General features: G+C 69.8%; 19 protein-coding genes. 14 read left to right on the forward strand and 5 right to left on the reverse strand.

The features are described 5' to 3' along the window. Positions 1–14: 14 nt before the first annotated feature. From AB0D93_RS16890 to AB0D93_RS16910, 5 genes are all read left to right on the forward strand, one after another. Positions 15–365, forward strand: a complete 351-nt coding sequence (locus tag AB0D93_RS16890; protein ID WP_362119846.1) for a WXG100 family type VII secretion target — start codon at positions 15–17, stop codon at positions 363–365. A gap of 77 nt (positions 366–442) precedes the next feature. Further along, on the forward strand, positions 443–742 hold the full coding sequence (locus tag AB0D93_RS16895; protein ID WP_362119848.1) for a WXG100 family type VII secretion target: 300 nt from the start codon (positions 443–445) through the stop codon (positions 740–742). Between the two features lie 112 nt (positions 743–854). Further along, positions 855–1820 carry a serine/threonine protein kinase gene (locus tag AB0D93_RS16900; RefSeq protein ID WP_362119850.1) on the forward strand — a complete coding sequence of 322 codons (966 nt, stop codon included), beginning with the start codon at positions 855–857 and terminating at the stop codon, positions 1818–1820. A 13-nt stretch (positions 1821–1833) separates the two neighbouring features. Beyond that, on the forward strand, positions 1834–4029 hold the full coding sequence (locus AB0D93_RS16905; protein ID WP_362119852.1) for a serine/threonine-protein kinase: 2196 nt from the start codon (positions 1834–1836) through the stop codon (positions 4027–4029). 105 nt (positions 4030–4134) lie between these two features. After that, positions 4135–6249 carry a serine/threonine-protein kinase gene (locus AB0D93_RS16910; protein WP_362119854.1) on the forward strand — a complete coding sequence of 705 codons (2115 nt, stop codon included), beginning with the start codon at positions 4135–4137 and terminating at the stop codon, positions 6247–6249. 254 nt (positions 6250–6503) lie between these two features. Here AB0D93_RS16910 and eccCa read toward each other — a convergent pair whose 3' ends face one another. Then, positions 6504–10469 carry a type VII secretion protein EccCa gene (eccCa, locus tag AB0D93_RS16915; protein ID WP_362119856.1) on the reverse strand — a complete coding sequence of 1322 codons (3966 nt, stop codon included), beginning with the start codon at positions 10467–10469 and terminating at the stop codon, positions 6504–6506. 338 nt (positions 10470–10807) lie between these two features. Between eccCa and eccD the strand changes: the two genes are divergently transcribed. Beyond that, the gene (eccD, locus tag AB0D93_RS16920; RefSeq protein WP_362119890.1) at positions 10808–12316 is read left to right on the forward strand and encodes a type VII secretion integral membrane protein EccD; all 1509 of its coding nucleotides are present in this window, start codon (positions 10808–10810) and stop codon (positions 12314–12316) included. 111 nt (positions 12317–12427) lie between these two features. Here eccD and AB0D93_RS16925 read toward each other — a convergent pair whose 3' ends face one another. Continuing rightward, a complete protein-coding gene (locus AB0D93_RS16925; protein WP_362119858.1) occupies positions 12428–12721 on the reverse strand; it encodes a DUF397 domain-containing protein in 294 nt (97 codons plus the stop codon). Positions 12722–12992: 271 nt separating this feature from the next. Here AB0D93_RS16925 and rpsO point away from each other — a divergent pair, with 271 nt between their 5' ends. The 5 genes from rpsO (at position 12993) to AB0D93_RS16950 (ending at position 18431) form a co-directional block, all read left to right on the forward strand. Continuing rightward, positions 12993–13280 carry a 30S ribosomal protein S15 gene (gene rpsO / locus AB0D93_RS16930; protein WP_003997419.1) on the forward strand — a complete coding sequence of 96 codons (288 nt, stop codon included), beginning with the start codon at positions 12993–12995 and terminating at the stop codon, positions 13278–13280. Positions 13281–13594: 314 nt separating this feature from the next. Then, positions 13595–15811, forward strand: coding sequence for a polyribonucleotide nucleotidyltransferase (locus tag AB0D93_RS16935; RefSeq protein ID WP_362119861.1), 2217 nt, complete (start codon positions 13595–13597; stop codon positions 15809–15811). After that, positions 15808–17187, forward strand: a complete 1380-nt coding sequence (locus AB0D93_RS16940) for a pitrilysin family protein (RefSeq protein ID WP_362119863.1) — start codon at positions 15808–15810, stop codon at positions 17185–17187. Before AB0D93_RS16935 ends, AB0D93_RS16940 begins: the two co-directional genes overlap by 4 nt. 25 nt (positions 17188–17212) lie before the next feature. Further along, complete coding sequence (dapB, locus tag AB0D93_RS16945) at positions 17213–17965, forward strand: 4-hydroxy-tetrahydrodipicolinate reductase (RefSeq protein ID WP_362119865.1); 753 nt, start codon at positions 17213–17215, stop codon at positions 17963–17965. 13 nt (positions 17966–17978) lie between these two features. Next, positions 17979–18431 carry a hypothetical protein gene (locus AB0D93_RS16950; RefSeq protein WP_362119867.1) on the forward strand — a complete coding sequence of 151 codons (453 nt, stop codon included), beginning with the start codon at positions 17979–17981 and terminating at the stop codon, positions 18429–18431. Between the two features lie 9 nt (positions 18432–18440). Here the strand turns inward: AB0D93_RS16950 and AB0D93_RS16955 are convergent, their stop codons facing one another. The 3 genes from AB0D93_RS16955 to AB0D93_RS16965 form a co-directional block, all read right to left on the reverse strand. Further along, entirely contained in the window at positions 18441–19157 is a 717-nt protein-coding gene (locus AB0D93_RS16955) for an SDR family oxidoreductase (RefSeq protein ID WP_362119869.1), read from the reverse strand. A 171-nt stretch (positions 19158–19328) separates the two neighbouring features. Further along, positions 19329–19883: a hypothetical protein gene (locus AB0D93_RS16960; RefSeq protein ID WP_362119871.1), complete on the reverse strand. Its 555-nt coding sequence runs from the start codon at positions 19881–19883 to the stop codon at positions 19329–19331. Positions 19884–19972: 89 nt separating this feature from the next. Then, entirely contained in the window at positions 19973–20224 is a 252-nt protein-coding gene (locus tag AB0D93_RS16965; RefSeq protein ID WP_362119873.1) for a hypothetical protein, read from the reverse strand. Positions 20225–20391: 167 nt separating this feature from the next. On the opposite strand from AB0D93_RS16965, the gene thyX reads away from it, so the two are divergent. The 3 genes from thyX (at position 20392) to AB0D93_RS16980 (ending at position 24094) form a co-directional block, all read left to right on the forward strand. After that, a complete protein-coding gene (gene thyX, locus AB0D93_RS16970) occupies positions 20392–21141 on the forward strand; it encodes an FAD-dependent thymidylate synthase (RefSeq protein WP_362119875.1) in 750 nt (249 codons plus the stop codon). A 212-nt stretch (positions 21142–21353) separates the two neighbouring features. Continuing rightward, entirely contained in the window at positions 21354–22253 is a 900-nt protein-coding gene (dapA, locus tag AB0D93_RS16975; RefSeq protein WP_362119877.1) for a 4-hydroxy-tetrahydrodipicolinate synthase, read from the forward strand. Positions 22254–22408: 155 nt separating this feature from the next. Beyond that, positions 22409–24094, forward strand: a complete 1686-nt coding sequence (locus AB0D93_RS16980) for a ribonuclease J (RefSeq protein WP_362119879.1) — start codon at positions 22409–22411, stop codon at positions 24092–24094. Positions 24095–24190 lie beyond the last annotated feature (96 nt).

The following is a 24190-nucleotide window of genomic DNA, read 5'->3' on the forward strand; positions in this document are numbered from 1 at the left end:
AGGCAGGGCCGACCATGGCCGGCGGAAAGCAGAAGCTCGAAGATGCCGCAGTAGTCCACCTCGAGAAGCAGATGGTGGAGAAGTACGAGAACATTCAGAAGCGCGTGCACGCCCTCCAGGGCGTCATCGATGGCCTTGAGGGCCAGTGGCAGGGTATCGGCCGCGCCGCGTTCGACAAGAAGCAGTACGAGATCAACCAGTCGCTGCGGAACATCGGCAACATCCTCGGTGACGTCATCGAGGCGATGACCACGACGCGCAACATCAAGGACAGCAAGGAAGACGAGGTCCGCGCGGCGGTCAACAAGATCGACCTCCAGGACGGCGCTCCGACCGTTCCGACGTCTTCCCTCAGCTCTTACTGAGTCGAGCGAGACAGAGAACATCCGCCGGGAAACCGGCGCACTGATCACGTACACACCAGCGAGACGAGGTAACACGCATGGCCAACAACGCTGATGGGCTGTCAGTCACTTATGACGGGCTCGACCACGCGGCGACCAACATCGGTAACCAGGCGAGCCAGCTCGAGCAGGACCTGGCGGAGCTGCGCCGCATGGTCGTGAGCAGCCAGCAGTACTGGGAGGGCCAGGCCCAGGGCTCCTTCCACGAGAAGCTGCAGCGCTGGGACAAGGAAGCGAACGACATCCACCAGGCCCTGCAGGGCATCGGTCACGTCGTCGCCCAGTCCGGCGGTACGTACATGGAAGGCGACAAGAAGGCGGCCAGCTACTTCCACTAGGAAACGGCTCGCAGAAGCAACTTCAGGGTGGGCGCGCGCGGGAGGCGCCCACCCTGCTGTTGTGCCGAGCCACAGAAGCCGAGTCGCTGAGCCAGAAGGACGAAGAGTGAGCATGGGCGCGCCAGGCACAGGACCGAGTACTCGTGGTACCCGGCAGATCGGCCCGTACACGGTCGTCACGAGGCTCGACACCGGCGCCTCGAAGCAGACACCGGTTCCCGAGCACCGCTTCATCGCCCGCAGCGCCGACGGCGACCGCACCGTACTGCTCAGCAGCCCCCTGGCGACGGTCGACCCGCAACGTTTCATGGCCGAAGCCGACGCCTCTCGCTATCTCCTCGGATCCTGGGTCCTCCCGGCCGTCGAACTCGCCGCACCCGGCCAGCAGCCGTGGCACGCCCGCCCCTACGTGCCCGCGCTTCCGCTGCCCATCGCGCTGACCGTGCACGGCGGCCCATTGCCGGAGCGAACGGTCCGGGCGCTCGGCGTCGCGCTGGCCGAGAACCTGGCCATCATGCACGGGCAGAACCTGACCCACGCGGGGCTCTGCCCGTCCGCCGTACTGATCGCGGCCGACGGACCCCGGCTCACGTGCTTCGGGGCCGTACGGGCCGCAGCGCCCGACGGTGCCGCACGGCAGGAGGTACCCGGGCTCGATCCCGGCAGCCTGCCGCCCGAGCAGGCCACCGGTGGGCAGCCGCGGCCGCTCGGCGATGTGTACGCACTCGGCGCGACGCTCGCCTACGCCGCCACCGGGTACACAATGCCAGAGCGGGGGGAACTACCGTCCACCCTGCGCTCGCTGGTCTCGCGGTGTCTGTCCCGCGACCCGGCCCAGCGGCCTCAACTTGCCAAACTCATCGATGAGTTGGCGGGTGGCTCCCTGTCGGACGTCACCGTGGGTTTCGCTCCACCCTCGCGCGCGGCCGCCTTCCTGGGCCCAGGCTGGCTGCCCGCCCGCCTCGTCGCCGCCATCGTCCATCAGTCGGCGTCCGTTCTGGCCGCGGAGCTACCGGTAGAGGCCGGGCCGCCGAGCGGTGTTCCGTCCCCAGTCCCTGTGTCCCACTCGAGCCACTGACGACAAGAACCCCATGCCGACTCCCCTCACCCACGACGACCCCGTCGCCCTCGGTCCCTACCGGCTCATCGCCCGGCTCGGCAGCGGAGGCATGGGCACCGTCTACGTGGCGCGTTCCGCCGGCGGTCGGACCGTCGCCTTGAAGACCATGCACGCCGCGATCGCCACAGACCCTGCGGCACGCACCCGTTTCCGGCTGGAGGTGGACGCGGCCCGGGTCATCGGAGAGCAGTTCGGAGCGCGGGTGATGGACGCGGACCCGCTCGCCGAGACGCCCTGGCTGGCCACGGAGTACGTGCTGGGGCCCCCGCTCGACGAGGCCGTAGAGGCCGGCGGGCCCTTGTCCGAACAGTCCGTGCGGGCCCTGGGCGCCGCCCTGTGCTCGGCGCTCGGCCAACTGCACCGGTCGGACGTCGTGCACCGCGACCTCAAGCCGTCCAACATCCTCCTCACCGCCTATGGTCCGAAGGTCATCGACTTCGGCATCGCGCGGGCGATCGGCGACGACCGCCTGACCCGGGCCGGTGCCGCTGTCGGTACGCCTGCCTTCATGTCGCCGGAACAGGCCACCGGACAGGAGCACGACGCGGCCGGCGATGTGTTCGCACTCGCCGGAGTGCTGGTGTACGCGTCCACCGGGCGCGGCCCGTTCGGGCACGGACAGACGGCGGATCTGCTGTACCGGGTGCGGTACGCCGAGGCGGACCTCAGCGGCGTACCGCCCACGCTGGTGCCGGTACTGGCCCAGTGTCTGGCGAAGGAGCAGGCGGTCCGGCCCACCATGGCCCAGCTCGCGAGGCAACTCCACGACGGGAAGGGAGAGTTCGCGGAGCACCTGCCCCCCGAACTGCTCGCGGACATAGGGCGGCGGGCCACCGACGTCTGGCGGCTGGTGCCACAGCGGCTGCCCGCGCCGACGGCCGGTCCGGAGGCCGCGGCGGGCACCACGGAGGTCGGCCGTCGCCCGTCGCGCCGAGGATTCCTCGCCCTCGGCGGCGCACTCGCCGTCGCAGCGGCGGCTGGCGGAGGCGCGTGGTGGTGGCGGGAGCGCACCCCAGCGCGAGACCGCGGTGGCACGACCCCGAAGGGCAGCGCCCACAAGACGCAGAACATCGAGCCGATGTGGACGTACACATTCGGTACCGTGCTCCAGGCTGACTTGGGGGCAGTCGTTCCCCGGGCAGTCGGCGGAATGATCGTCGTTCCCACAGGCGGTGGGACCCAAGGCGTCAATCCGACGAGCGGAGTCCGCAAGTGGGACAGCTACTTCGAAGAGAACAGTTGGCAGACGCTCGTGGCGGATGGCCGGCTCTACCGGCTTTCGATCGGTGAGGAGACCGACGACGGGATCGGGCCCGCCGTCACGCTCCAGACCGTAAATCCCGACAACGGGAAAACGATCAAGAACCTGGCGCGGTTCGCGGGTACCAACGACGAACTCCCGACACATCAACTCCTCTGCGTCACGAACCGCGTCGCGTACGTCGTTGTAGGCAAGGGGAAGTACGACGGAGGCGGCACCTTCTCGGCCGGGGAGACCTCCGCCCTGGAGGCCGCCGACATCGAGACCGGCAGGATCCTGTGGTCGAAGCCGCTACCCGTTCGGTTCGAGTTGAGCACGAGCCTGCACTTCCTCGCCGCGAATGCTGTCGGCAGTCGCCTGGTGACACTCCAGGAGGTGAAGGACGAGACCGTCCACGTCGTCGTGCGGAACGCCTCGACCGGGGCCGTCCTGTGGGAGCGGCCATACGGCATCGACGACCCGGACATTCTGAGAAGCGGGATCACCGCGGACAGCGATCACGTGTATCTCGGCGGCAGTCGGCTCTGGGCGTTGCGGCTGAGCGACGGGGCCGTGGTGTGGAAGACCTCGACAGCGCACGCGTACGGTCCGCCGGTGCTCAGGTCAGGCATCCTGTATGCCGTGGGCGACGGTGCCGGTCTGACGGCGGTGGACGCGCGCAGCGGAAAGGTGCTCTGGACGGAACGCGGCGGGGAGGTGGGCGAAGCATCCACGGCATGGCCGCCCGTCCTCGGCGACCGCTACGCGTACTACAAGAACGGGACCCTGCTGCGCGCGATCAGCCTGGCGAACCACTCGACTGCGCTGACTTACCAGACGAGCGGCAAACAGTTCTACGTGGACTCGTACGCGAAGTTGGTCCTCGGCGTGGACAGCCAGAACCTGACTGCGTATCCCCTCCGGTGACGTGACCTCGACGCGGCGGAACACCGGCCATGCGGAACGGCGCATGACGACGGCCCCGCCGCTCGGCCGTCCCCGCCGACGCTCCCCCGGGCAGAAGGACCCAGCATGAAACCCCTCGCTACCGGCGACCCACTTCGCCTCGGTCCCTACCGTGTTCTCGGCATTCTCGGCGAAGGAGGCATGGGCAAGGTCTACGTCGGCCAAGACGGCGCCGGAAGCCTGGCCGCTGTCAAGGTGCTCAGGCCGGAACTCACCCACGACACCAACCTCGCCCAGCGGTTCGTACGCGAGGCACAGGCCGCACAGGCGGTGCGGAGCAACGGCGTCGCGAATGTGCTCGGTGCATGGACCGAGGGCGGACGGCCATGGATCGCCACCGAGTTCCTCGCGGGACTCACCCTGGACCAGGCCATTGACACCTACGGACCTCTCGACGAGCCGGCCCTGCGCGCGCTTGCCACCGCGCTCGCCCGGACCCTCGCCGACATCCATGCTGCAGGTTTCATCCACCGTGATCTGAAGCCGCCCAACATCGTGCTCACCTCGGCCGGACCGCGCGTCATCGACTTCGGTATTGCCCGGCCCGAGCACGGGCTGACCCTGACCATGACCGGGCAGGTGCCCGTCACTCCAGGGTACGGAGCTCCCGAGCAGGTGCTCGGCCGGCGGGTGACCCCATCGGCGGACGTGTTCTCGCTCGGCGCGGTTCTGGCCTACGCGGCAAGTGGCAGACGGGCGTACGAGGGCTCGCATGTCGCGGCCGTGCAGTACGAAGTCGTGCACGGCGAACCGCGCCTCGACGGCATGGCACCGCATGTTCAGGCGCTGATCCTGCCCTGTCTGGCTAAGGATCCGGCCGTGCGGCCCGCCCCGCCTCAGATCGTCCAGGCCATGGCGGCGCCCAAGGGAGCCGATCGGGTGTGGCGGCGCGGACCGGTCGCCGATGCCATCAGAGAACGGGAGGCCGAGGCACGCCGACTGCCCACCCCGGTGACGACCGAGGCGGCTCCGTCCGTCCCGCGCAGGCGCCTGCTCACCGGGCTGGCCGCCGGAGGCGTGGTCCTGGTGGGCGGGGGCTGCTCGGCGGCTTGGTGGTTCGGATCGCGGGCCGGCTCGACGAAGACGAAGAGCGGCCCCTTCGACATCCCTCCGGCTGTGCGCATGCCCGTCCAGAAGCTGGACCCCCACGGCATCAAGGACCCGATCAACAATGACGTCCAGCCGACACCTCTCTGGGAAGTGCACGGGGAGGCGGACGCCTACTCCCAGACGCTGCTGCCGATCGGCGACGTCATCGTCTACGGTGTTGCGACCGGCGGCATCGCGGGATTCGACATCACCAGCGGCAAGCGCCGCTGGAGTGCGCCTCACCTCAGAACGAAGAGCGGCTATCTGTCCCTCTCCGATCGGCTGGTCATCGGCGTTGACGACGAGGGCGTCCTACGGACCTTCGTGCCTTCCACAGGCGAACCCAAGTGGACGTGCCCGGCATCGGAGGCGTCGGCGCTGCTCGCGGCCGACAACGACGCGGTGTACTGCGTGACGAAGGACCACAGGCTGCGCAGCGTGAACCGCGCCGACGGCAGGATCCGCTGGACGGCTGCCGTCCCCACGAAGTTCCGCGGGAACCTGCTCGCTCCTGCCGTTGTCGGCCAGGGCAGGTTGGTCATATCGGCCGTGGACGGCACCGTGCTCGTCGTGCACACCAGCGATGGCAGCACGGCATGGACCCGCCTCGACCAGGACGAGGACCTTACGGTCAGCCCGGCCGTCTACGGCGGCATGGTGTACATCAACGGCAAGTCCATGGACGCTCGCCGGCTCAGCGACGGAACGAGGATCTGGAACACCAAGCTCGACGACTGGCAGACCGATGGGTACAAATGGGGCCCTGCCGCAGTCTACGCGGACGCGGTCTATACCAACGCGGGTGACAGCACCAGGAGTCTGGACACGGCGAGCGGCAATGTGCTGTGGGAGGCGTTCCAGAACGCGAACCACGGGAGTCCGGTGGTACGGCAGGGCCGCGGCGTCTGGACGTTCGGCAGCACCACCAACGGGTATGGGCCACAGCTGTTGATCAATGCCGTGCGGGCCTCGGACGGAAAGGGCTCACGGAGCTACACGGTCCCCGAGCCCGACTACGCCCGCCTGGCCGCCGCCGGAAACCGCGTGTTCGTCATGTACGACAGCTCGGTCATCGCTCTGTCGACGTTCTGAGTGGCGAGAGGGCCCCAGAGGCCCGCGACGGTGTCCGACGGCCGGGCCTTGTTCCACAGGTCAAGCGCGTCCGAACTTGAGTGCTCCCATTCACCCCATGCCATGTATGAGTGTGGGCACGGACACAGCGGCAACCCCAAGCGTCCCCGACAGCGCCACTTCAACCCCCACATCCCCCTGAAAACGCCGGATGCCGCGGACCGTTACGGTCCGCGGCATCCAGGTCGGGGCAAGAGCAGCTGCCCGGTGACGAACTACGACTCCGAAAGCCCCACCTGCACCATCGGCTTCCCCCGCTTCCGGGACACGAAGATGCCGCGTCCCGGCGGCATCGTCCGCGGGCGTACGCCGCCCAGCAGTTCGCCCTCGGCCGGGTCGCCCGCGAGGACCACGCCCTGGGCGCCGAGTTCCTTGATGCGCTGCATGAAGGTCTCGTAGCCGGCGCGGCCGGCGCCCGCCGTGGAGCGGGCGATGATGAAGCGGACGCCGACGTCGCGGGCGAAGGGCAGCAGTTCCGTCAGGCCCGCCAGCGGGTTGCCGCTCGACGTGGACACCAGGTCGTAGTCGTCGATGACGACGAACACCGTGGGGCCCCGCCACCAGCTGCGGTTGCGCAGCTGCTCCGGGGTGACGTCCGCGGTCGGGGTGCGGCGCTGCATCAGGTCGGCCAGTGCGTCCATGTGGTGCTGCATCTGGTTCGACATGGGGATGTACTCGGCCAGGTGGGAGTCCGGGGTCACCCCGAGCAGCGAGCGGCGGTTGTCGACGACGAACAGCTTGCAGGACTTGCCGTCGTAGCGCTCGGTGAGGCGCTTGATGAGCAGCTTCAGCAGGTTCGACTTGCCGGACTCGCTCTCGCCGAACACCAGGAAGAACGGGTCCTGTTCGAAGTCCACGAACACCGGCTCGAGGTTGTCCTCGTCCAGGGCGAAGGAGATGCCCCGGTCCGGGAAACGGTCGCCCGGCGGGAGCTGGAGCGCGGGGAACTCGCGGGGCAGCAGTCGCACTTCCGGTGCGCCCGGCTCCTGCCAGTGGCGGGTGACCTCGGCCGCGAGCGCGGTCGTCGCCTCCGCCAGGTCCGTGTCGGAGGAGAGCCCGTCGATACGCGGGACCGCCGCCATGAAGTGCTGCTTCTGCGGGGTCTGACCGCGGCCCGGCACGCCGGTGGGCACGTTGGCCGCGATCTTGCGGTCGATCTCGGAGTCCATGGGGTCACCCAGCCGCAGTTCGAGGCGGTTCATCAGGTGGTCCTTGAGGTTCGCCCGGACCTCCATCGAGCGCGACGCGGTGATGATCACGTGGATGCCGTAGCCGAGGCCGCGCGCGGCCATGTCGAGGACCAGCGGCTCCAGGGCCTCGTAGTCCGTGCGGAAGTTGCCCCAGCCGTCGATGACCAGGAAGACGTCGCCCCAGGGCTGGTCGGTCACCGAGATGTCGCCGCGCGCGCGACGGGACCGGAACTCCGCGATGGAGGAGATGCCCATGGAGCGGAAGTACTCCTCGCGGCGCGTCATGACGCCGTACACCTCGGCCGCCGTACGCCTGACCTTCTCGGGGTCCAGACGCGAGGCGACGCCGCCCACGTGCGGCAGGCCGGCCACCGCCGCCATACCGCCACCGCCGAAGTCCAGGCCGTAGAACTGCACTTCATGCGGCGTGTGGGTGAGGGCGAACGACGCGATGATCGAGCGCACCAGTGTCGACTTGCCGGACTGTGGGCCGCCCACGATCTGCATGTGGCCGGCCGCGCCGCCGAAGTCGAGCCACAGCGGGTCGCGCCGCTGCTCGTAGGGCTTGTCGATGATGCCGACCGGGACGACGAGCCGGCCCGCGCCCTCGTAGCCCGGCTGGGTCATGCCACGGCCGGGCACCGGGGCGAGGCCCGGCAGCAGCGCGTCGAGCGACGGCGGGCTGTCCAGTGGGGGCAGCCACACCTGGTGGGCTGCCGGACCCTGCGCCTCCAGGCGCCGCACGATCACGTCGAGCACGGTGTCGGCGAGCGCGTCGTCCTGCCGCTCTGTCGCCGCCTCCTGGCGCTGCTGCGGGACCGGCGCGTACTGCACCGCCACCTGGGCCGCGGTGAACAGCACCGGCCTGCGGTCCACGGGCAGCGGGCCGCCGAGCGCCGCGGCCTGCTGCGAACTCGTGCGGTACACACCGGAGACGTACGCCGCCTTGAAGCGCACCATTTCGTCGGTGCCGAACTTCAGGAAGCCGGAACCGGGCACGTTCGGCAGTTCGTAGGCGTCCGGGACACCGATCGCGGCGCGCGACTCGGCCGCCGAGAACGTCCGCAGACCGATGCGGTACGACAGGTACGTCTCCAGGCCCCGGAGCCGGCCCTCCTCCAGGCGCTGCGAGGCCAGCAGCAGGTGCACGCCCAGCGATCGGCCGATGCGGCCGATCTGCACGAACATCTCGATGAAGTCCGGCTTGGCGGTCAGCAGCTCGCTGAACTCGTCGATCACCAGGACGAGCGAGGGAATCGGCTGCAGGGGAGCGCCGGCCGCGCGTGCCTTCTCGTAGTCGTGGATGTTCGCGTAGTTGCCCGCGTCGCGGAGCATCTCCTGGCGGCGGTTGAGCTCACCGCGGATCGAGTCCCCCATGCGGTCGACGAGCGTCAGGTCGTCGGCGAGGTTGGTGATCACGGCCGCCACGTGCGGCATCTGGGCCATGCCCGCGAACGTGGCACCACCCTTGAAGTCGGCGAGGACGAAGTTCAGCGTCTCGGAGGAGTGGGTCACGGCGAGGCCGAGGACCAGCGTGCGCAGCAGCTCCGACTTGCCGGAACCGGTCGCACCGACGCACAGGCCGTGCGGGCCCATGCCCTCCTGGGCGGCCTCCTTGAGGTCGAGCATCACGGGCCGGCCGTCCTCGCCGAGACCGATCGGCACGCGCAGCCGCTCGGACTGCGAGCGCGGCCGCCAGGTCCGCTTCGTGTCGACCGAGGCCGCGTCGCCCAGGTTCAGCAGGTCCGTGAAGTCCAGGTTCGCGAGCAGCGGTTCGTCGTCGTCGCCGCCCGACGCCATCCGCAGCGGCGCCAGTTGGCGGGCGAGGGCCTCGGCGGCCTCGTACGACAGGACGTCGGGCGTCCCCTCGTAGACCATGCCGTGCGCCGACTCCAGGCGCAGCTCCGTGGGCTGCACGATGACGGCGAGGTCGCCGCGGCCCATGCTGAGGTCGCCCGGCACGACCTCCAGGACCGTCACGCCCTGCAGGCCCTCGGGGTTGGCCAGCAAAGACGCCGGGGGCAGGGAGACGCCGTCGAGCACGACCACCACATGCGGCTGCTCGGGGACCGGAGGTCCACCGGGGTGGAAACGCGGGCGGCCCTGCAGCCGTGAGGCGAGCCGGTCCTCCAGCTCCATCGGGTCGGTGGTGATCAGACGCATGCTGCCGGCGCCGTCGGCGAGGCCCGGAGCCTGCACGTGCGGCAGCCACTTGGCCCACTCCCACTCGCCCACCGACTCGCGTCCGGCGACGACGGCGATGACGAGGTCCTCGGGCGAGTGCATCGAGGCGAGGGAGGCGGCGACGGCACGGGCGGTGCCGCGCACGGTGCCCGGCTCGCCGCTGATCGACACGTGGTAGAAGGCGCGCAGCGAGACCGCCATCGGCAGGTCGTCGAGGGTGCTGTGCGTGGCCAGGAAGCGCTGCATGGCCCCCGCGGTCAGCGGCTCCAGCTCGTCCACGGGCGCGGTCTGCGGCGGGACCAGGGGAGTGGCCAGGCCCTGCGGGCCGAGGCCCACGCGCACCTGCCCGAAGTCCTCGTCACCGGTGCGCCGTTCCCACACCCGGCTGCCCTCGGCGACCAGCGCCCACAGTTGCTCCGGCGAAGGATGCAGGTAGTACTGCGCGTCCCGCTGGGACTTGGCGGTGTCCAGGGCCGCGCGTCGGGTCTGCGACAGGTAACGCAGGTAGTCACGGCGCATGTCGGCCATCTGCCCCTGGTTGCCGCGCCGGTAGCGGACCAGCATCGAGATGCCCATGGCGATCGTCGAGGCCACCATCACCAGACCCATGATCTTCATGAAGGGCTGGGCCTGGGGGTTGAAGAAGAACACCACGGACCCGCCCATGCCGAGCATGGGCAGGAGCTGCATCCAAGCGCCTTCCTGCTGACCGCGCGGCAGTTCCGGCGGCGCCTGCAGCACGACCTCGTCCGTGGGCACTTCCTTCGGCAGTGCCCGCGGCGGGCGCTTGACGACGATGTGGCTCACTACGCACCAATTCCCTTGCCGGACCGAGATTTTTCGTCCGCCGCCCCGTGTCAGGCGAACGTCGATCGCGAAGCGCGATCCTACTGACAACCACCGACAACGGCTGGCGGTAGGGTGCCGGTGAGACGCGTGAGCAGTTGCGAATCGTTCCGGGAAAACCCGGGCAATTGGCAACGGTTCTAGGAAGGTGCCCCGCCGCGAACCCCGGATACGACCGCCCGGTCGACCGGCTGAGCGTGTGGCGCCGCACAACCTACACAGGATTTTTACGGGCGGCGGGCGCGCGGCGGCACCGCGGACCGCGCCCACCACCGACGAGGGGGAAACAGCAGGTGAGCATGACGGCCTCCGCGCCTGCCGGCGCGACGGGTGGACCGGGCTCCGGAGCCCCTTCCGGGGCAGGCATGGGATTCGGCTTCTGCCGGGTCACCATCGTGGCGCCCGACAGCCGTATCGACGTGGCGTTGCCCGACGACGTACCCGTCGCCGACCTGTACCCGGAGATCCTGCGCCTGTCCCAGCAGAGCCCCGCCGAGGGCGCTCCGGTCGGCTACCACCTCGTCCGGCGTGACGGCACCGTCCTCGACGGCGCCCGTTCCTTCACCGCGCAGCGCATCCTCGACGGCGAGCTGCTCACCCTGCGCCCGTTCAGCGAGTCGCTGCCGCCGGCCGTCCTCGACGACGTGTCCGAGGCGGTCGCCTCCGCCGTCACCCGCGACCGCACCCTGTGGAGCGGCGACCTCACCCGGGCCGCCGGACTCGTCGCCGGCGGCATCCTGCCCGCGCTGCTCGCGTTCGTGGCCTGGAGCTCCCAGGTCCGGCACGACATGCACAGCCTGCAGGGCATCATCGCGGGCGTCACCGGCATCCTGCTGGTCACCATCGCCTGTGTACGGGCGCGTGTCTACGACGACCGGGGCTCCGCCGTCGCGCTGGGACTCGGCGCGCTGCCGAACATCGGCGTGGCCGGTTCCGGACTGCTGCCGCTCGCCCACCACGAGGGCATCGGACGCCTGCAGTTCCTGCTCGCCTGCGCCGCGGTCCTGGTCGCCGCCCTGGTGCTCACCCTGGTGTCGCCCGGCGGCGACGGACCCTTCGTGGCGTTCCTCTTCGCCTCCGCCATCGGTCTGGTCACCACCTTCATCGCGACCCTCACCGATCTGAAGCCCATCGAGACGGCCGCGGTCTGTGCCCCGCTGTCCGTCGTGGCGCTGGCGTTCCTGCCGGGCCTGTCCATGCGCTTCGCGCGCCTGCCCATCGGCTTCGAACCGCCCAACCCCTCCCGCGGCGGCTACGACACCGGCGAGCCCGCCCCGCAGGAGACCGTGGACGCCGAGCGCGTGGCCGCGCAGGCCCGGCGCGGTCACGAACTCCTCGTGGGCCTCGTCGGGGGCTGCGCGCTCGTCGCCGTGGGCGCCTCGATCGTCCTCGGTTTCTCCAGCAACACCTGGGCCCAGCTCCTGGCCCTCGCGACCGGCATGGCCATGCTGATGCGGGCGCACCTGTTCCGCTACACCGCACAGGTCGGCGCCACCCTGGCCGCCGGCCTCGCCGCGATCGTCTTCCTCGGCCTCGGGCTCGCCCTGAACCCGCCCCGCGGGTACCTGATCGACGCCTTCCAGGGCGACACGTCGGCCCTCGACATCCGCAGCATCTGGCTCGCCGCGGCGGTCGGCGCTGCCACCGCCCTGGTCACCGCGATCGGTCTGATCACCCCGCGGCGCGGTGTCACCCCCTTCTGGGGGCGCTTCCTGGAGATCGCCGAGAGCTTCGTCCTGCTCACCCTGATCCCGCTGGCGCTGGCCGTCTTCGACGTGTACGCGCGTGCCCGGGCGATGACCAGCTAGGAAATTCCCGCAGTGCGAGAACAGGAGCTTCCCGCAGTGCGAGAACTGGAACCTCCCGCAGTGCGGGAAAAGGGGCGGCACGCGTGCGTGCCGCCCCTTCGCACACCCCGTTCACTGCGCCGCGAGGCCCCCGTCGCGCTCCGTGGGCTCCAGATCGAACTCGCCGTCCCGCGCCCCCAGCACGAACGCCCGCCACTCCGCCTCCGTGTAGCGCAGCACGGTGCCGTGATCCAGGGACGAGCGCATCGCCACGGCCCCGCCGGGCAGGTACGCGATCTCGACCCGCTCCTCGTGCTCCTCCGTGCCCGGCGCGCAGTGCCACTCCACGTCCGAGATGTCGAGGGCGTACAGCTCGTCCCGCTCCCGCTCCTTGCGCGCCTTGATCTCCGCTTCCGTCTCCGTCATCGTGCAGCGATCCCTTTCCGGAGGTACGTACGGTCCCGGCGCTCACCCTAGTGGCCGCCCGAGCCCCACCTGGGCGGTTTCCGGCCGGGGTAAAGGTGCGGGCAACCTGCTGGTACCCTGTGTGACGGCCGTTTGTGTACGCACCCCCGGAGCCCCCTGAAAGGCTCTGGAGGCCGCGCCCAGCGGATCCCCGGCTCCCGAGTAACGGAAGCTCCCCCGAGAAGCAGACCGGGGGCACTCGGTTGCCACTCACAGACTATGAGGAGTACGCGTGTCGCTCGACGCCGCTACGAAGAAGCAGATCATCGCCGAGTTCGGTACCAAGGAGGGTGACACCGGCTCCCCCGAGGTCCAGGTCGCTCTGCTCTCCCGTCGGATCTCCGACCTGACGGAGCACCTCAAGACCCACAAGCACGACCACCACTCCCGTCGTGGTCTGCTGATCCTCGTCGGTCAGCGCCGCCGCCTTCTGCAGTACCTGGCGAAGAAGGACATCCAGCGCTTCCGTGCGCTGGTCGACCGCCTCGGCATCCGCCGTGGCGCGGCGGGCGCCAAGTAAGACGCCGTGAAGGGAGCGGTTCCCGGTAGCACCCGGGACCGCTCCCTTCGTCGTACATGCGGAAACGTGCGGAGTGTCACTGACGCTTTGTAGTGTGGTAGCACAACGCAATACGTACGACACAGCACGACAACGAACAGCGAGAAGCGCACCTCGCCGCCGCCGGTCCTCGGTAGTGGCCCCCGGGGGGAAGCGAGCCCCGGGTGCTTCGATCGAAGACCGGCCCGCACCAGACGGCGCGCTTCTCCACCACCGTCCCCCTGCCACACGGGCAGCCAAGGGACGAAAGACGATATGTATCGGAGAAAACGCTAGTGGAGAACGAGACCCACTACGCCGAGGCCGTCATCGACAACGGCGCCTTCGGCACCCGCACGATCCGCTTCGAGACGGGCCGCCTGGCCAAGCAGGCCGCCGGTTCCGCCGTGGCGTACCTGGACGACGACACCATGGTGCTGTCGGCCACCACCGCCTCCAAGAACCCCAAGGACCAGCTCGACTTCTTCCCGCTCACGGTGGACGTCGAGGAGCGGATGTACGCCGCCGGCAAGATCCCCGGCAGCTTCTTCCGCCGTGAGGGCCGCCCCTCCGAGGACGCGATCCTCACCTGCCGCCTGATCGACCGCCCGCTGCGCCCGTCCTTCAAGAAGGGCCTGCGCAACGAGATCCAGGTCGTCTGCACGGTCATGGCCCTCAACCCCGACCACCTGTACGACGTCGTCGCGATCAACGCCGCGTCCGCGTCCACGCAGCTGGCCGGCCTGCCCTTCTCCGGCCCGATCGGCGGCGTCCGCGTCGCGCTGATCCGCGGCCAGTGGGTCGCCTTCCCGACGCACACCGAGCTCGAGGACGCCGTCTTCGACATGGTCGTCGCGGGCCGCGTCCTGGAGGACGGCGACGTCGCGATCATGATGGTCGAGGCCGAGGCCACCGAGAAGACCATCAAGCTGGTCGAGGGCGGTTCCGAGGCGCCGACCGAGGAGGTCGTCGCCGCCGGTCTGGAGGCAGCCAAGCCCTTCATCAAGGTCCTGTGCCGCGCCCAGTCCGACCTCGCCGCCAAGGCCGCCAAGCCGACCGGCGAGTTCCCGATCTTCCTGGACTACCAGGACGACGTCCTGGAGGCCCTGACCGCCGCGGTCAAGCCCGAGCTCGCCCAGGCGCTCACCATCGCCGGCAAGCAGGAGCGCGAGGCCGAGCTGGACCGCGTCAAGGGTCTGGCCGCCGAGAAGCTCCTGCCGGAGTTCGAGGGCCGCGAGAAGGAGATCTCCGCCGCGTACCGCTCGCTGACCAAGACCCTGGTCCGTGAGCGCGTCATCAAGGAGAAGAAGCGCATCGACGGCCGTGGCGTGACGGACATCCGTACGCTCGCCGCCGAGGTCGAGGCCATCCCGCGGGTGCACGGTTCCGCGCTGTTCGAGCGTGGCGAGACCCAGATCCTGGGCGTCACCACCCTCAACATGCTCCGCATGGAGCAGCAGCTGGACACCCTCTCCCCGGTGACCCGCAAGCGCTACATGCACAACTACAACTTCCCGCCGTACTCCACCGGTGAGACCGGCCGCGTCGGCTCCCCGAAGCGCCGCGAGATCGGCCACGGCGCCCTCGCCGAGCGCGCCCTCGTGCCGGTGCTGCCGACGCGCGAGGAGTTCCCGTACGCGATCCGCCAGGTGTCCGAGGCCCTCGGCTCCAACGGCTCGACGTCCATGGGTTCGGTCTGCGCCTCCACCATGTCGCTGCTGAACGCCGGTGTGCCGCTGAAGGCCCCGGTCGCCGGTATCGCCATGGGTCTGATCTCCCAGGAGATCGAGGGCGAGACGCACTACGTCACCCTCACCGACATCCTCGGTGCCGAGGACGCCTTCGGTGACATGGACTTCAAGGTCGCCGGCACCAAGGAGTTCGTGACCGCCCTCCAGCTCGACACCAAGCTGGACGGCATCCCGGCCTCCGTCCTCGCCGCGGCCCTCAAGCAGGCCCGCGACGCGCGTCTGCACATCCTCGACGTGATGATGGAGGCCATCGACCGGCCCGACGAGATGTCCCCGCACGCCCCGCGGATCATCACCGTCAAGATCCCGGTCGACAAGATCGGTGAGGTCATCGGCCCCAAGGGCAAGATGATCAACCAGATCCAGGAGGACACGGGCGCCGAGATCACCATCGAGGACGACGGCACGATCTACATCGGTGCCGCCGACGGCCCGTCCGCCGAGGCCGCCCGCGCCACGATCAACGGCATCGCCAACCCGACGATGCCCGAGGTCGGCGAGCGTTACCTGGGTACGGTCGTCAAGACGACCACCTTCGGTGCGTTCGTCTCCCTGCTGCCTGGCAAGGACGGTCTGCTGCACATCTCGCAGATCCGCAAGCTCGCCGGCGGCAAGCGCGTGGAGAACGTCGAGGACGTCCTCGGCGTGGGCCAGAAGGTCCAGGTCGAGATCGCCGAGATCGACTCCCGCGGCAAGCTCTCCCTCGTTCCGGTGATCGAGGGCGAGGAAGGCAACGAGACCAAGGACGACGCCGAGCAGTGACGTCCCGTAGCTCCAAGGTGACGGCCCGCCCCTCTTCGGAGGCGCGGGCCGTCGCCCGTACCCAAACCCTGATCAAGGGCCAGAACGGCATCGGCACGGTCCGCAAGACCACCCTCCCGGGCGGCCTGCGCATCGTCACCGAGACCCTGCCCTCGGTCCGTTCCGCGACCTTCGGCATCTGGGCGCACGTCGGTTCCCGCGACGAGACCCCGGCCCTGAACGGCGCCACGCACTACCTGGAGCACCTGCTCTTCAAGGGCACGTCGACGCGCAGCGCGCTGGACATCTCCGCCGCCCTCGACGCCGTCGGCGGCGAGATGAACGCGTTCACGGCGAAGGAGTACACGTGCTACTACGCGCGCGTGCTCGACACCGACCTGCCGCTCGCCATCGACGTCGTCTGCGACATGCTGACCGGCTCGCTGATCCTGGAGGAGGACGTCGACGTCGAACGCGGCGCGATCCTCGAGGAGATCGCGATGACCGAGGACGACCCGGGCGACTGCGTGCACGACCTGTTCGCGCACACCATGTTCGGCGACAACGCCCTCGGCCGCCCCGTCCTCGGCACGGTCGACACGGTCAACGCCCTCACCGCCGACCGCATCCGCCGCTTCTACCGGAAGCACTACGACCCCACCCACCTGGTGGTCGCCTGCGCCGGCAACATCGACCACGCCAAGGTCGTACGCCAGGTCCGCGCGGCCTTCGAGAAGGCGGGCGCCCTGCGGGACTTCGACGCGCGGCCCATCGCCCCGCGCGACGGCAGACGTACGATCCGCGCCTCCGGCAAGGTCGAACTGCTGGGCCGCAAGACCGAGCAGGCGCACGTCGTCCTCGGCATGCCGGGCCTGGCCCGCACCGACGACCGCCGCTGGGCCATGGGCGTGCTCAACACCGCCCTCGGCGGCGGCATGTCCTCCCGTCTCTTCCAGGAGGTCCGGGAGAAGCGGGGCCTGGCCTACAGCGTGTACTCGTACACCTCCGGCTTCGCCGACTGCGGCCTGTTCGGCGTCTACGCCGGCTGCCGGCCGAGCCAGGTGCACGACGTGCTGCGGATCTGCCGCGACGAACTCGACCACGTGGCGGCCAACGGCCTCACCGACGACGAGATCGCCCGCGCCATCGGCCAGCTCCAGGGCTCCACGGTCCTCGGCCTGGAGGACACCGGCGCGCTGATGAACCGTATCGGCAAGAGCGAGCTGTGCTGGGGCGAGCAGATGTCGGTCGACGACATGCTGGACCGGATAGCGTCGGTCACCCCGGACGAGGTCCGCTCGGCCGCCCGCGAGATCCTGGGACAGCGCCCGTCGCTGTCGGTCATCGGCCCGCTGAAGGACAAGCAGGCCGCGCGGCTGCACGACGCCGTCGCCTAATCACTCCCGTAAGGAAGCACAAGAGATGAGCAAGCTGCGCGTGGCGGTCCTCGGTGCCAAGGGCCGGATCGGGTCCGAGGCGGTCAAGGCGGTCGAGGCCGCCGACGACATGGAGCTGGTCGCCGCCCTCGGCCGCGGCGACAAGCTCGAGACGCTGGCGGAGACCGGCGCCCAGGTCGCCGTGGAACTGACCACGCCCGACTCCGTCATGGACAACCTCGACTTCTGCGTGCGCCACGGCATCCACGCGGTCGTCGGTACGACGGGCTGGACCGAGGAGCGCCTGGCGCAGCTGAAGGGCCTGCTCGCCGAGTCCCCGCGGACCGGTGTGCTCATCGCGCCGAACTTCTCCATCGGCGCCGTGCTGACGATGAAGTTCGCGCAGATCGCCGCGCCGTACTTCGAGTCGGTCGAGGTCGTCGAGCTGCACCACCCGAACAAGGTGGACGCCCCGAGCGGTACGGCCACGCGCACGGCTCAGCTCATCGCCGAGGCCCGCCGGGCGGCCGGCACGGCTCCGGCGCCGGACGCCACGGCCGGCGGGCTGGAGGGCGCCCGCGGTGCCGACGTCGACGGGGTCCCGGTCCACGCCGTCCGCCTGCGCGGCCTCCTGGCCCACCAGGAGGTACTGCTCGGTGGTGAGGGCGAGACCCTGACGATCCGTCATGACTCCCTGCACCACAGCAGCTTCATGCCGGGCATCCTGCTCGGCACCCGCCGTGTGGTGACGACTCCGGGCCTGACCTTCGGCCTGGAGCACTTCCTGGACCTGAACTGAGACCGACTCCCCGATGCGCGCGAAGATCACCTACCTCGTCACGGCCGCCGTCCTGGTCTTCTACTTCGTCCTGGTCGGCAGCCGCGGCGTGATGCTCATCCAGTCCGGCACCGTCCTCACTGTCACCTTCGGCGTGGCGGTGCTGATCCTGCCGGTCATCGGCCTGTGGTTCCTGTGGAAGAACACCCAGTTCGTCCGCAGGGCCAACGCCCTCGCCGCCGAGCTCGACGCCGAGGGCGGACTGCCCGTGGACGAGCTGCGGCGCACCCCGGGCGGCCGGATCGACCGCGACTCGGCCGACGAGGTCTTCACCAAGCGCAAGGCCGAGACCGAGGCGTCCCCCGACGACTGGCGCTGCTGGTTCCGCCTCGCCGTCGCCTACCACGACGCCCGCGACACCCCACGCGCCCGCAGGGCGATGCAACGGGCCATCGCCCTGCACGACGGAAAGCCGGCCGGGGCCTGACCCCGGCCCTCACCGACCGGGAATGCTGCCCCCACCGTCCACACCGAGCTGCTGCCCGGTGACGAACCCGGCGTCCTCGCTCAGCAGGAAGGCGATCGCCGCGGCCACCTCCTCCGGGCGGCCGAGGCGTCCCGCGGGCACCGAGCGCAGCACCCTGGCCTCTTCCGCACCGCCCACCGGGTGCGAGGCGCGGAAGAGCTCGGTCTCCACCGGACCGGGGGCCACCGCGTTGACCGTCACCCCGTCCGCGGCCAGTTCCAGCGCCCAGGTCCGCGTCAGCCCCACCAGCGCGCTCTTGGCCGCCGCGTAGCTGCTGCGCCGGCGCGCTCCGTGCACCGAGCGGCTCGTCACATTGACGATCCGGCCCCAGCCGCGCTCCCGCATCCCGCCGACACAGGCCTGGGTGACCTGCACGGCGGCGCGCACGTTGAGGTCGTACACGGCCTGCAGTGTGCCGAGCGTGATCTCGCCCAGGGGTTCCGGCACGGCGATGCCGACGTTGTTGACGACCGCGTCCACCCGCTCCGCACGCGTCACGGTCTCCATCAACTCGACGGTGGCGTCCGCGTCGGCGAGGTCGCAGGCGTGCAGCACTCCCGGGAAGCCACTGTCCGGGGCGCTGCGGGCGACTCCGAGCACCCGGTGTCCCCGGGCGGCGAGACGGTGTGCGGTGGCCAGGCCGATCCCCTTCGACGCTCCGGTGATCAGCACGGTACGTCCGGACAACAGCGGTCTCCCTTCCTTCCGTGTGAACACTCCACAGCCGATGCCTCCACCGGCAATGCGTCCACCGGCAATGCCTCCACCGGCTCCGACCCGCCGTGCCGTGCCCGCCGCCCGGTAGCCGTAGGGGCCGGTCCACGACGCGCGGACCGGCCCCTACGGGTTCGTCCGGGTTCAGGGGGTGCGGTACTCCGCCGCCCACGCCTCCACCGTGTCCGCGGCGCGGTCGAACGCGGCCGGGCGGCCCAGGAAGTCCAGGGTGTGCGTGGTCAGCAGCACAGGCGTGTCCTCGGCGGGCCGGTCCTTGCGGACGAGCGCCAGCGCCTGCCCCTGCACCGTCCGCGGCAGCCCGAGCCAGCGCACCGGCTGCTGCACGGTCCGCACCGAGACCACCCGCGCCCACGGCGCCGTACGCGTCACCAGGAAGCCCACGTGACGCAGCCCGCGCCCGCTCACCCACACGCCCATCCGCAGCAGCCTCAGCGCGCCGGCGATGCCCACGAACGCCCCGCCCAGGACGGCCCCGGCGGAGGACACCGAGTCGGTCAGGGCGATGGCCACCGCGGCGAACAGCACGAAGGAGGCGAGCAGCAGCAGCACCGCCGCCACGCCCACACGCCAGGGACCGGGACGGTAGGGGCGCCGCCAGCGCTCCCGGTCGTCGTACGGCAGCGCGCTCTCGGAAGCGGCCTCGGACGTGCGATCGGCCGTCAGGAAGGACAGGGGCACGGCTGGTCCTCACTCGGTGCGTGCGTGGGCTGTGCCCGGTGAGGCTATCCGCCGCCGTTCCCGCTCACCACCCTGGGAAGCCGGAAGAGTCAGTGCCCCTGCGAGGCCTGGGACTGCTGTGTCGCCGTACTGGACGTCGGGGTACTGGACGGTGTCGACATCGCCGGCATCCCGACGATCAGGGCGCCCACCAGCCCGGCGACGAGGGTGAGTCCCAGCAGCCAACGCCCGGCTATCTCCCCGAAGGACGCCCGCTGACGGGGCGGGGGAGTGACATTGCTGCGGAACCTGTCCGTCTCGGCCAGGAAGGCGAAGGGTACGGGCTCACGCCGACGGAACATCGCGGGTACGTCTCCTTTCGGGTCGAACGAGTGGACCTCACCGATACAGACGCTCGAGTGACGCAAAAGGTGCCCATGTCGGAAAAAATCCCGGGTGGGATTTGTGAGGCCGGCACTGCCGTGGCCCCGGCGGGTGCCCCGTAAGGTGGGCGCGAACCACAGCTGTGATGGGAAGGACCCCGAACCCCGTGACCACCCCCGAGTCGCTCACGTTCCGCAGTGACGTCACCGTCGAGCTGGTGAAGTCCAGTGCTTCGGACGCCGACGTCCTCTTCGCCGCGCGAGTCTCCACCGCCGGTGAGCAGTCCCTGGACGAGCTGAAGAAAGACCCCGAGCGCTCCAAGGGGCTGATCAACTTCCTGATGCGCGACCGGCACGGCAGCCCGTTCGAGCACAACTCGATGACGTTCTTCGTCAGCGCCCCGATCTTCGTCTTCCGTGAGTTCATGCGGCACCGCGTGGGCTGGTCGTACAACGAGGAGTCCGGCCGCTACCGGGAGCTCGAGCCGGTCTTCTACGTCCCCGGCGCCGACCGCAAGCTCGTGCAGGAGGGCCGTCCGGGCAAGTACGTCTTCGTCGAGGGCACCCCGGCCCAGCACGAGGCGGTCAGCGACACCCTGCGGGAGTCCTACGAGCAGGCGTACGCGGCCTACCAGAAGATGCTCGCCGAGGGCGTCGCCCGCGAGGTCGCCCGCGCGGCCCTCCCCGTCGGCCTCTACTCCTCGATGTACGCCACCTGCAACGCCCGCTCCCTGATGCACTTCCTCGGCCTGCGCACCCAGCACGAGCTGGCCAAGGTGCCGTCCTTCCCGCAGCGGGAGATCGAGATGGTCGGCGAGAAGATGGAGGCGGAGTGGGCCAAGCTCATGCCGCTGACGTACGCCGCCTTCAACGCGAACGGGCGTGTGGCCCCGTAGCGAAGCCGTGTTCCCCCGCCAGGAACGGATGTACGGATCAGCCTCGCGAAGTGTCCGTATTGCGGCATTTAGAGAAGTTCATCTAGCCTGATCAAACGGACCCGGCACTGCTTGAACCCCCGAGCAGGCAGTGCCGGGCTCCGCATTTGTCCTGACTTTTCCCGGTACCCCACGGGCAGACCACGCATGGAGCACCGAGTAGCGTGTTACCCATGGCTCCGACCTCGACTCCGCAGACCCCCTTCGGGCGGGTCCTCACCGCCATGGTCACGCCCTTCACGGCGGACGGCGCACTCGACCTCGACGGCGCGCAGCGGCTCGCCGCCCACCTGGTGGACGCAGGCAACGACGGCCTGATCATCAACGGCACCACCGGCGAGTCCCCCACCACCAGCGATGCGGAGAAATCGGACCTGGTACGAGCCGTACTGGAGGCGGTCGGCGACCGCGCCCACGTCGTCGCCGGCGTCGGCACCAACGACACCCACCACAGCATCGAGCTGGCCCGCGAGGCCGAGCGCATCGGTGCCCACGGCCTGCTCGTCGTCACGCCGTACTACAACAAGCCCCCGCAGGAGGGCCTCTACCGGCACTTCACTGCCGTCGCCGACGCCACCGGCCTGCCGGTGATGCTCTACGACATCCCGGGCCGCAGCGGGGTCCCGATCAACACCGAGACCCTCGTCCGGCTCGCCGAGCACCCCCGGATCGTCGCCAACAAGGACGCCAAGGGCGACCTCGGCCGCGCCAGCTGGGCCATCGCCCAGTCCGGCCTCGCCTGGTACTCCGGCGACGACATGCTGAACCTCCCGCTGCTCTCCGTGGGCGCGGTCGGCTTCGTCTCGGTCGTCGGCCACCTCGTCACCCCCGACCTGCGCGCCCTCGTCGACGCGTACGCCTCCGGTGACGTCGTCAAGGCCACCGAGATCCACCAGAAGCTGCTCCCGGTCTACACCGGCATGTTCCGCACCCAGGGCGTCATGACCACCAAGGCCGCGCTCGCGCTCCAGGGCCTGCCCGCAGGCCCGCTGCGCTCGCCCATGGTCGAGTGCTCGCCCGAGGAGATCGCCCAGCTCAAGATCGATCTTGCTGCCGGCGGGGTACAGCTCTGACAACAGACTTGGCACCACACGGGCTTCACAACTGAAGAACAACAGAAGACGTGGGCCACCGGTGCCCGCAACCCACAACGACAACTGCTTCTGCACGAACGTCATGCGCGCCACGTGCCCGACCGGTACGTGGCGCGCGTGGTGAGGAGAGTCTTTTGAGTCATCCGCATCCTGAACTCGGCTCGCCCCCGCCGCTCCCCGAGGGCGGCCTGCGAGTCACCCCGCTCGGTGGTCTCGGCGAGATCGGCCGAAACATGACGGTCTTCGAGTACGGCGGCCGTCTGCTGATCGTCGACTGCGGAGTGCTCTTCCCCGAGGAGGAGCAGCCCGGAATCGACCTGATCCTGCCGGACTTCTCATCCGTCCGGGACCGCCTCGACGACATCGAGGGCATCGTCCTCACCCATGGTCACGAGGACCACATCGGCGGTGTCCCCTTCCTGCTCCGCGAGAAGCCGGACATCCCGCTGATCGGCTCGAAGCTGACCCTCGCCCTGATCGAGGCCAAGCTCCAGGAGCACCGGATCCGCCCCTACACCCTCGAGGTGGCCGAGGGGAACCGCGAGCGCATCGGCCCCTTCGACTGCGAGTTCATCGCCGTCAACCACTCCATCCCGGACGCCCTGGCCGTCGCCATCCGCACCCCCGCCGGCATGGCCGTGCACACCGGTGACTTCAAGATGGACCAGCTCCCGCTGGACAACCGCCTCACCGACCTGCACGCCTTCGCCCGGCTGAGCGAGGAGGGCATCGACCTCCTACTCACCGACTCCACGAACGCCGAGGTCCCGGGCTTCACGCCGCACGAGCGCGACATCTCCAACGTCCTGCGTCAGGTCTTCGCGAGCGCCCGCAAACGGATCATCGTGGCGAGCTTCGCCAGCCACGTCCACCGCATCCAGCAGATCCTGGACGCCGCCCACGAGTACGGCCGCCGGGTCGCCTTCGTCGGCCGCTCCATGGTCCGCAACATGGGCATCGCCCGTGACCTCGGCTATCTGAAGGTCCCGCCGGGCCTCGTGGTCGACGTCAAGACGCTGGACGACCTCCCGGACCACGAGGTGGTCCTGGTCTGCACCGGCTCCCAGGGCGAACCGATGGCGGCCCTGTCGCGGATGGCCAACCGCGACCACCAGATCCGCATCGTCGACGGCGACACGGTGATCCTGGCCTCGTCCCTCATCCCGGGCAACGAGAACGCGGTCTACCGCGTGATCAACGGTCTGACCCGATGGGGCGCCAACGTCGTCCACAAGGGCAACGCCAAGGTGCATGTTTCCGGCCACGCGTCCGCGGGCGAGCTGCTGTACTTCTACAACATCTGCCGCCCGAAGAACCTGATGCCGGTCCACGGGGAATGGCGCCATCTGCGGGCCAACGCCGAGTTGGGAGCGCTCACGGGCGTCCCGCACGACCGGATCGTCATCGCCGAGGACGGCGTGGTGGTCGACCTGGTCCAGGGCAAGGCCAAGATCTCCGGCAAGGTCCAGGCCGGTTACGTCTACGTCGACGGTCTCTCCGTCGGCGATGTCGGCGAGCCGGCCCTGAAGGACCGCAAGATCCTCGGCGACGAGGGCATCATCTCGGTCTTCGTGGTCGTGGACTCGTCCACGGGCAAGATCACCGGCGGCCCGCACGTCCAGGCGCGCGGCTCCGGCATCGAGGACTCGGCCTTCGCCGACGTCATCCCGAGGATCACGGAAGCGCTGGAGCGGTCCGCCCAGGACGGCGTCGTGGAGCCGCACCAGCTCCAGCAGCTCATCCGGCGCACCCTCGGCAAGTGGGTCTCGGACACCTATCGCCGCAGGCCGATGATCCTGCCTGTGGTCGTGGAGGTCTGACGGACCGTCGGAGCATCACCCGAGCGGGGGGGGGGGGGGGTTTGTTTTAGTGCGGCCGCGGCGACAGTTTGATAAGGGGCCCCCCCCCCACACAGC

This window comes from Streptomyces sp. NPDC048191 (assembly GCF_040652655.1).
GTDB lineage: Bacteria > Actinomycetota > Actinomycetes > Streptomycetales > Streptomycetaceae > Streptomyces.